Annotated in this window: 4 protein-coding genes; 1 reads left to right on the top strand and 3 read right to left on the bottom strand. The window is 39.8% G+C overall.

Going from position 1 to position 2,135, the window contains the following annotated elements:
- Nucleotides 1-46: 46 nt before the first annotated feature.
- Nucleotides 47-319 carry a hypothetical protein gene (locus tag P9B04_RS22835; RefSeq protein ID WP_342057260.1) on the bottom strand — a complete coding sequence of 91 codons (273 nt, stop codon included), beginning with the start codon at nt 317-319 and terminating at the stop codon, nt 47-49.
- 667 nt (nt 320-986) lie between these two features.
- Nucleotides 987-1,271, bottom strand: coding sequence for a DNA-binding protein (locus tag P9B04_RS22830; protein ID WP_342057259.1), 285 nt, complete (start codon nt 1,269-1,271; stop codon nt 987-989).
- A gap of 132 nt (nt 1,272-1,403) precedes the next feature.
- On the opposite strand from P9B04_RS22830, the gene P9B04_RS22825 reads away from it, so the two are divergent.
- Entirely contained in the window at nt 1,404-1,529 is a 126-nt protein-coding gene (locus P9B04_RS22825; protein WP_342057258.1) for a hypothetical protein, read from the top strand.
- 52 nt (nt 1,530-1,581) lie between these two features.
- On the opposite strand, the gene P9B04_RS22820 is transcribed toward P9B04_RS22825, so the two are convergent.
- Nucleotides 1,582-1,956, bottom strand: coding sequence for a VOC family protein (locus tag P9B04_RS22820; protein ID WP_342057257.1), 375 nt, complete (start codon nt 1,954-1,956; stop codon nt 1,582-1,584).
- Between the last annotated feature and the right edge of the window lie 179 nt (nt 1,957-2,135).

Raw genomic sequence — 2,135 nt, 5'->3', positions numbered from 1 at the left:
CTCCAAACAGATGCAAGAAAATAACCGGGAAACTCTTTCTTGGAAATCACCTAAGTTGTTGCTGTTGCTCTAATTCTCGTTGCCGTTGCTGAGCTTCCAACCATTCCTGGCGACGTTCATCAGTCCATTGGTCAGCATCAGGTTTGTATGCCCACAAGTTAAAGCCCCAGGTGTCTTGACCCCTGTATAAGTAGTCCTTGGGGTTGGCTTCGTTGCTTCGACAGTGGACTAGGCCGGTTGTTGTGTTTTGACGACAATCACTCCTTTCTCCTTGGCATACTGGACAGGGAGTACGGCGGTTATATCTAAGCCAGGTCATACGTCCCCCCTAACTGTGATATAGAGGGGTTGATGATGGAACTTAAGAAGAATTTTCCATCATGCCCTAATCCGCCACAAAGCAGACTGTATATAACTTTCATAAATGTCTCCAGAAGTCATTTTTGTCCGACTGGAGATGCACTGTTGTGATTGCTTACTTGGTAAAACTAAGTTCGGACAACTAAGATAAAGATACAATTATGTGTTTGAATCTGGTGGATGTTCACTCACCAGTTGTTGCGCTGTCCGCTTAATAAGCAGTCATCATTGATAGAGCATCCCCAGTCTTTCCTATTTCGATTGAATTACATATCCAACTAAATCTATGCTTCGACTCATGGGCATAGTTATCCGTCTATGGAATTGAGATGCTTTCCAAGTTAACCCGTCGTCCTTTGACTAGGGGTTTAAATGAGGCCCAGAGAGGGTTAGGGATCGGTGATACTTAGGGAATGCAGAGGATTTACAGACAGCAGAATTGTAGGCAAGACTTGTCTGTTCCCACCGAGATAAGGTAGGATTAGTCATATCAGTTCATTGTATTGTTATCAGTACGCAACGAACCCTGCTTTTTGGTCAGAGATTAAGCGGGGTTTTGTTGGGTCTTATGATTCAGTATATCTTAATTGTTCTACTTACCGAACATATTTTCAAAAAAAAGGTTATTAAGATTTTTTACGATTTCGATATTTTTGAATATATTCCAAAGCATCTGCATCGGGAACTAGAAAAACTTGAGCCACCTTATAGCCTTTGAGAGAAGGTTCTAAACCAACTGCTGGCCGTCCCAAGATATCATATTGAATCTTACGCGAAGTCATTCCTATCTCACCAGAGATTTCCTCAAGTGTCCAATATCCAGGGATAGTTGGTTCTTTACGCTTCAGTGGTGGATCAAAATCTTCGGGACACAGAATATTATTTTCTGAAGTGGTTAGAGACTTAGGCATTTAAACAGATTAGGACTACTCCTGACTTACCTCCATAATAAACGAAGTGACTGTTTTGTGAAGATTAAGAGGAGTTATCCTACGGGCCTAGTTCTCACGCTTTCTGTTGAAGTATTAAGCTCGTATAAATATGTGCTAGACAAAAAACAGCGATCGCCTTTCTTTGCCCGTGCCGATCACTCTCAACCACTACCTGCATTAATGACAACGGAGATCGCCCTCCTTCCCCATACTCATTTCCATTTAGTTTTATTGTAGAATTAAACCATAAGCTCATAAGTCAAACTTTTGGCAACGGAAACGGTTATGGTCAACTAGGAGATGAAACATCACAAACTGTTCCCTCTAGAGCTACAATTAACATCCGTTTTTGTCCATAAAAAGTGATTTCAGGAGACTGTATTATCTGATAGCCTAACTCCACAGTCTTTTTAGACAATTCATCCACATCTTTTACCACAAACGTTAGATAAACTCCAGATGGTTTTCCTTTGACTTCACCAGGAACTACTTCATGAGATTCACAAATGAGACCAAGCTCAAGCTCCCTCCCTTCTGATACCAGATGAACAAACCAATCACTGTCATAGTCAATTCTGAAGTCAAACAAAGACGTATAAAATGACTTTGATTCAGCCAAATTTTTGGAACAGATATTGGTTAATAGTCGATTAATTTCAATCACATTCTCTTAATATCTAAAATTACTATATTTACATTTACTAGGAACAGCATCTCTATCATAACCCCCTATCTAATTTCTTGGGGATATTATAATCAAATAAATCTAGTTTTGATAGTGATTTACATTCCTGGTTCTAACGGTTTTAGTTGAAATATTTATGTAGTGTTACGGTAGCCGTT

This window comes from Crocosphaera sp. Alani8, assembly GCF_038442745.1.
In the GTDB taxonomy this organism is placed as follows: domain Bacteria; phylum Cyanobacteriota; class Cyanobacteriia; order Cyanobacteriales; family Microcystaceae; genus Crocosphaera.
This window is presented reverse-complemented; position numbering and strand designations above follow the sequence as displayed.